This window comes from Pontibacillus yanchengensis Y32 (assembly GCF_000770635.1).
Lineage (GTDB): Bacteria > Bacillota > Bacilli > Bacillales > BH030062 > Pontibacillus > Pontibacillus yanchengensis.
In genome coordinates this window covers 1-6,444 of sequence record NZ_AVBF01000111.1, presented here as the reverse complement: position 1 = coordinate 6,444, position 6,444 = coordinate 1, and the positions used below count along the sequence as shown (strand labels likewise).

At 38.9% G+C, this 6,444-nt stretch carries 8 protein-coding genes; 5 read left to right on the top strand and 3 right to left on the bottom strand.

The window, feature by feature from the left end; genetic code table 11:
• Window positions 1–207: 207 nt before the first annotated feature.
• Entirely contained in the window at window positions 208–981 is a 774-nt protein-coding gene (locus N782_RS20120; RefSeq protein ID WP_036824726.1) for a TIGR01457 family HAD-type hydrolase, read from the bottom strand.
• Window positions 982–1,028: 47 nt separating this feature from the next.
• On the bottom strand, window positions 1,029–1,472 hold the full coding sequence (locus N782_RS20115) for a DUF86 domain-containing protein (protein ID WP_036824721.1): 444 nt from the start codon (window positions 1,470–1,472) through the stop codon (window positions 1,029–1,031).
• A 147-nt stretch (window positions 1,473–1,619) separates the two neighbouring features.
• Between N782_RS20115 and glpX the strand changes: the two genes are divergently transcribed.
• The 3 genes from glpX (at window position 1,620) to N782_RS20100 (ending at window position 3,285) form a co-directional block, all read left to right on the top strand.
• Complete coding sequence (glpX, locus tag N782_RS20110) at window positions 1,620–2,591, top strand: class II fructose-bisphosphatase (RefSeq protein WP_036824718.1); 972 nt, start codon at window positions 1,620–1,622, stop codon at window positions 2,589–2,591.
• A gap of 18 nt (window positions 2,592–2,609) precedes the next feature.
• Complete coding sequence (locus N782_RS20105; protein WP_036824713.1) at window positions 2,610–2,879, top strand: DUF3055 domain-containing protein; 270 nt, start codon at window positions 2,610–2,612, stop codon at window positions 2,877–2,879.
• Between the two features lie 85 nt (window positions 2,880–2,964).
• Window positions 2,965–3,285: a hypothetical protein gene (locus N782_RS20100; RefSeq protein ID WP_036824711.1), complete on the top strand. Its 321-nt coding sequence runs from the start codon at window positions 2,965–2,967 to the stop codon at window positions 3,283–3,285.
• 534 nt (window positions 3,286–3,819) lie between these two features.
• Here the strand turns inward: N782_RS20100 and N782_RS20095 are convergent.
• Window positions 3,820–4,095, bottom strand: a complete 276-nt coding sequence (locus tag N782_RS20095; protein ID WP_036824707.1) for a YutD family protein — start codon at window positions 4,093–4,095, stop codon at window positions 3,820–3,822.
• A gap of 157 nt (window positions 4,096–4,252) precedes the next feature.
• On the opposite strand from N782_RS20095, the gene N782_RS20860 reads away from it, so the two are divergent.
• Both N782_RS20860 and N782_RS20085 read left to right on the top strand, forming a co-directional pair.
• Complete coding sequence (locus tag N782_RS20860; protein ID WP_052111472.1) at window positions 4,253–5,011, top strand: YhcN/YlaJ family sporulation lipoprotein; 759 nt, start codon at window positions 4,253–4,255, stop codon at window positions 5,009–5,011.
• 136 nt (window positions 5,012–5,147) lie between these two features.
• Window positions 5,148–6,113, top strand: coding sequence for a M23 family metallopeptidase (locus N782_RS20085; protein ID WP_237582702.1), 966 nt, complete (start codon window positions 5,148–5,150; stop codon window positions 6,111–6,113).
• The last annotated feature ends 331 nt before the right edge of the window (window positions 6,114–6,444 follow it).

Below are 6,444 nucleotides of genomic sequence, written 5' to 3'. Positions count from 1 at the left end.
TAATATCTCGTATCCAAGTCTTCAACATAATGGTGCTTATATGGAAGAACAAATAACTAATTCACTATTATATCAACAACAAACTTTAAAACATCATTCTTTTCAATAGCATATAAAACAACCTGCCATATATAGTGACAGGTCGATTTTTTATATTATCTAGCGTATAAACGCCACGTCAAGCCCCAGCGCATCGAGCTTTTGTTCTTACGAAAGGTTTGGAATCCATTCCGATAATGATGCTATGGAGTACGTTGGTTGACGTTCATATTGGGATAATAACTCTTTTGTTGTAACGCCTGTTTGTACATGTAGTGTATCAAGACCAGCATTCATCCCTGCCAAAATATCGGTATGATAATTGTCCCCAACCATCATGACATCTTCCTTGGATAAACCAAGTGCTTCTATAGCTTGATCCATAATAATAGACTCAGGCTTTCCAATAAACGTTGGCTCTACACCTGTAGACACGGTAACTACAGATGTAAGCGACCCATTCCCCGGAAGCATTCCTCTCTCTGTCGGAATAGCTATATCCCCGTTTGTAGATAAAAATGTTGCACCATTACGAACTTGCAAACAGGCGATAGCCAGTTTCTCATACGTTATCTCACGGTCAATTCCCATCACAACAAAATCGCAATCATCCTCAACAAGCTTGTGACCAGACTCTCTTAAGGTATGAAATAATCCTTCTTCCCCAATGGCAAATACTCTTGCCTGTTCTTTCCGTTCTTTAATATAACTTCCTGTAGCAGTGCTTGATGTGAAAATTTGCTCAGGACGTGCTGGGATATCAAATGTGTTTAATTTCTCTGCTACTTGCTCTGGTCTCCTAGATGAATTGTTCGTAACAAATAGGTGCGGAATCTCCTTTTCCTGTAAAGCTTTCACAAAATCAGAAGCTGCTTCAATACGTTCTGTTCCTTTATACATTGTTCCATCTAAGTCAATTAAGTATCCTTTATATGATTGCATGTGTATTCCTTCTTTCATTGTTACTCCAGTTGATAGCATAAAGAGTTTTATTGGTCTTCATTTGAAAATGCCGAAATAGGACCTAATTCTTCATTTAAATAGCGACGAATATGATCGCTAAAATCGTGAAGAATGGTAATATGCTCATTCATCATGTTTTGTAACTGGTCATGATCCATATTTGTATAATCTCTTACTAATTGTTTCCTTACAGAAATGACTGATTTATATGCCTGTTCTTGCTCTTCAGGTATAACGGATTCATCGATTAGTATATCAATGATATCATCATAGCTGCCTGGATCACGCATAATAAATCCATCAATCATCATGTTCCCTACATCCACAATGGATTCTATCGTCATTTGTACACATCTTTCTAACCCTAAACGCTTCATTGGGGTATCAACGGTTTCATCTTGATAATGCTTGAGCAACTGCTCCATATATTGTAATGTTGACTCTATTTTAGAACGGTCTACAAAATACATACTCGTTTCCTCCATTCATCTTTTTCTTACTCTAGTGGTATCATATCATATACAGGCTATCATCAAATTTACATTTACCAGTTAAGTTTTCAATGGATTTTTGCTATAGTATAGATTGAAATCTTTGAAGCGGAGGAACGTTTAACTATGGATCGTGAATTAGCGCTAGAACTCGTACGTGTAACAGAAGCAGCAGCAGTAAGCTCAGCCCAGTGGATGGGAAGAGGTCAAAAAGATGAAGCAGATGATGCTGCAACCACAGCGATGAGAACCATGTTTGATTCCATTGCTATGGAAGGTACAGTCGTTATCGGTGAAGGTGAATTAGATGAAGCACCGATGTTATATATTGGTGAAAAGCTTGGAAATGGAAACGGACCTGAAGTAGATATTGCCGTTGATCCATTAGAAGGAACAAACATCGTAGCAAAAGGACACAACAATGCGATGAGCGTTATAGCTGCAGCTGATCGAGGCGCATTATTACATGCACCAGATATGTACATGCAAAAAATTGCAGTAGGCAAACAAGCACGTGGTCAAATCAGCTTGGATGACCCAATCGAAAAGACGATTGAGACTGTTGCAAAAGCTACCAATAAACGTATTAATGATTTAACGATAATTGTACAAGAACGCCCCCGACACGAGGAACTTGTTGAACGAATCAGAGCAAAAGGAGCTCGTGTAAAACTATTTGGAGATGGCGACGTGGAAGCTTCCATTGCTACATGTCTACCCCATACAGGAATTGATTTATTCGTTGGAACTGGCGGAGCTCCTGAAGGGGTTATATCAGCAGCTGCGGTTAAATGCCTAGGCGGCGATATGCAAGCTCGTCTTGTACCGCAAAATGATGAAGAAGCACAACGTTGTATCGAGATGGGGTTAAACGATCCTAAGCAATTGTTAACGCACCATGATTTAGTAAGTAGTGATGATGCCATCTTCGCAGCTACTGGTGTAACAGAAGGCGAACTACTACATGGCGTTAAGTTCCTTGGTGGCGACTTAGCCGAAACAGACTCCATCGTTATGAGAGCAAAAACAGGTACCATACGATTCATTAAAGCAAACCACCATATGAATAACAAGCCTCATTTACTAAATAATGACTAATCCTAGGAGGTTAGAGCATTGACAGAAGAACAATTTTTTCTATATGATGAAGCGGAAAATACGCAAACGAGATTTGTGAGTTTTATGGGAGATGCCCATAGGTATGACTTAGCTATTCTTACGTCAACTCGTTATTATGGAAAGAAAATTGTTATTGATTTGCAAGGCAGTCATTATGCCATTCTTGGACAAGATGACCTTGAAGAAGAAGGATACCTTGAGCATGCTTACAACCTAACGGAAGTAGAAGCTGAAGAACTAAGGGAATTTCTTCGTGAAATTGTGTAAAAGCACACAGGAACACATACAATATAAAACATTATTCATAACAAACCCTCCTAAGGTTAAAACTATACCCGAAGGAGGGTTTATTATGGCTCAAAATGATAAAAATATAAACAAAAATCCTGATGCAGATGGATATTCTGACTTCGCTAATGTAGAAGCAATGAGAAACTATTTAACTCCAGAACAACTACCTGAGGGACCATATGGTGCGCCTCGTAATAAATACAAACCTGTGGGTAACAAGAGCACACCATGGAAAGAAGGACAACGTTATTACAGCGCGTTTAACTATGAATACAAATCACTACACGAAGACATGCCTAGACATGACACACCTGCCCACCCAACCCACGACCATCCAGACATGGAGAAAAAACCTTCACAAGAACAGCAAAATCAGAAATAAGGATGCAAGGCTGGTTGTGGTAGTGAAAAAGAGCTTGGAAATCCAAGCTCTTTTTATTTGGAATTTGTTGAAGAATTGAGCTTGAGATTCGAGGTGGGTTTTGCTCTTCAAATCCTATATATGCTCGCTTCGATTAGTGTTTTGCTCGCTTAGGTTTGCTTTATGCTCGCTTAGGTTCGTGATATGCTCGCTTCCTTCCCTCTTTTGCTCACTTCGATTCGCTTTATGCTCGCTTACCTTCTCCTTTTGCTCACTTCGATTCGCTTTATGCTCGCTTACCTTCCCCTTTTGCTCGCTTCAATTCGGGTTATGCTCGCTTACCTCCCCCTTTTGCTCGCTTCAATTCGCGTTATGCTCGCTTCTCCTCCCCTTTTGCTCGCTTCGGTTCGGGTTATGCTCGCTTCTATCTTCACCCTGTTTGCACCATTTAACAAAAGTTCAATTTTTCAAGTATATCCTTTTACTCCAATAAAAAACGCATGAGATTATCTTTAAAATCCCATGCGCATTCATGTTTCATGCATACTGAAAACCTTACTTATCCACTTTTTTCATAACAAAATAAGCACAACCGAAATTACAATATTCGTACAAATAATCATCCAACGTACTGATTTTTGTATCAAAAGTGGCTTTAGGGTTTTGATCATCGAAGAAACCGCGAAGTCTTAATTGGCCATATCCCCAATCGCCGACAATATAATCGTATTTACTTAAAATATCACTAAACCGTTGCTCAATAGCTTCTTCCTCAAAGCCTTGTTTTTCATCATGTATAACTTCATAATTTTTCCCTTGTATAACAAACACATCGATCACCTCTTAGCTCTTCTAGTGTATCATAATTTGGTTTTTTTTACTTTTAAAAATCATGATAACACAACATTTTCTAGCATGAACTTTCAAATATGACTAAACCTATAAATAGGGAGAGGAGAAGACTATATCCTAAAGGAGCGTGTTTCCATTGAACTCTAAATCATGGTTAGCTACTGTAGCTTTAACTACCACGTTAGTCATTAGTGGTTGTGGAATGAACAATAATGAAGGCGCAATGGATAAGGATACTGCTGACCAATTCAATGCTGCTGGATATAACAATGGCCAGGGAAAAAATAACGGATATAACAATCAAAACAATGGTCGTAATGGTATGGATGAAATGGGAGATTACGGTGGTACCAACCGTGCTGAAAATTTCAACTATACTTCCACAAATAATGACAATGGTAAAAACGATGAGTTCGGATTTGTGCGATATACAGAAGATCAAGTAGGAAAAGACGAAGACGAAGTTCGTTATGGTGTAATGAACCGTGAACATGTGTCTGATTTAATTACCCGAATGATGCTTCAAGGTCAAGGCATTAAAGATGCTGCAACACTAGTTACGGACTCTGAAGCATTAATTGCTTATACACCAAATGGTGAAGTCGATCGTAATGAAACTGCAACTATCGCTAAGAAAACTGCTATGTCAGTACTGCCACGTTACTATGAAGTTTATGTAACAGACCAAGATGGCGCTCATAAAGAATTAGCCAACTTAAGTAAAATGAACAATAGTAATAAGAATTACAAATCTATATTAGAACAAACAATTTCTGAAATGCGTAAATCACCTCAAGGTGAAAAAATGTATAACGATGAAACAAAGTCCATGAAAGACAAACGTGATGTAGAAGATATGGGAGAAGATACAGAAAATATGGGGATGAATAAATAACAGAATAACCTTCTCCAGTTAAAGACCAGTATGCACAATACTGGTCTTTTTAACATTTACCATTCATGTTTTTCTCTTCATTTCGCACACTATAGATAATGAATTACATTAGGAGGTGGAAAATGCATTGCTTAAACTGATTAAATTAGTGGCATTATTATGTCTACTCAGCCCCTCTTTTACTTATGCAAATGAAAAAGAGAATAACCCAGCTGAACAAAGGATGACATTATTTAAAAGCATGGAAGCTTTAACACAAATACCTTGGTTTTATTTGGCAGCCATAGATCAGTACGAACGACACATACAAAAAGAACCAGCTTCGAAGGAAAATATTGCGATTACTATTCCACGAGAACAATGGAATGGGGCTTCTAATCCTAATCAAAAAGACGCTTTGACTGTAGAAGAAGTCACCTTATTCAATGGAATAGGCGCAGATGGAAACGGAGACGGGATTGCAGATCGTACAAATGATCAAGATATCCTTTATGCAATGGGATCGTGGATTGGTAAATACGGAAATACCCATCAAGATATTAAGATTGCCCTTTGGCATTATTATCAACGAGATCTTTCTGTTCAAACCATTATGAATACAGCAAAAGTATTTGATACTTATAACTCTAATGAATTGAATGATCACATATTTCCTGTACCCTTATTCCATAATTACAGTTACAAAAATACATGGGGAGACCCTCGAGGTTTTGGAGGAAGAAGAATTCATGAGGGAACAGATATTTTTGCTAATTATGGCGTCCCTGTTCGAGCTACGTCCTATGGTGTAGTCGAAATGAAGGGTTGGAACAAGTTTGGTGGATGGAGAATAGGCGTTAGAGATATCAATAATATTTATCACTATTTTGCACATTTAAATGGCTTTGAAAAAGGCGTGAAAGTTGGTCAGGTCGTAAAACCAGGTGACGTCATTGGTTACGTTGGTGCAAGCGGCTATGGCCCACCAGGTACATCAGGAAAGTTCCCACCACACCTACACTACGGAATGTATAAAGACAATGGATACAGCGAGTGGTCCTTTGACCCTTACCCATCGTTAAAACAATGGGAGAGGGAAACAAGAAAACAAAAAAATAAGTAGGAAAAGTTATTCAATAAATGAGGCATAAACTTGCTTGAATAGCTGGATTTGAGATATTGGGCGAGGTATGGTTTCCCTGGCTGGGGGCGGACGTGCGATGGGATGCGTTGGGAGCTTTGGCGAGCGAGTTTTCGGAATTAGGAGCAAGTTTCTGATTATAGGAGCGACTTTTTGATTTTTAGAGCGACTTTCGGAAAATTCAGAGCAACTTTTTCAAATTAGGAGCGACCGCGGTTTCGGGGTGCGCGTGCCAGCCGGATCGCCTCGCTTTGGAGCAACTTCCATCCCAACAATAGTGGCTTTTGGAACAAGGAGACTCCCGCCCAACACC

What these genes read in the sequence shown, in the direction of transcription:
- N782_RS20120 (WP_036824726.1), bottom strand. Translation starts at nt 981, where the DNA reads ATGCAATCATATAAAGGATACTTAATTGACTTAGATGGAACAATGTAT.
- N782_RS20115 (WP_036824721.1), bottom strand. Translation starts at nt 1,472, where the DNA reads ATGTATTTTGTAGACCGTTCTAAAATAGAGTCAACATTACAATATATG.
- glpX (WP_036824718.1), top strand. Translation starts at nt 1,620, where the DNA reads ATGGATCGTGAATTAGCGCTAGAACTCGTACGTGTAACAGAAGCAGCA.
- N782_RS20100 (WP_036824711.1), top strand. Translation starts at nt 2,965, where the DNA reads ATGGCTCAAAATGATAAAAATATAAACAAAAATCCTGATGCAGATGGA.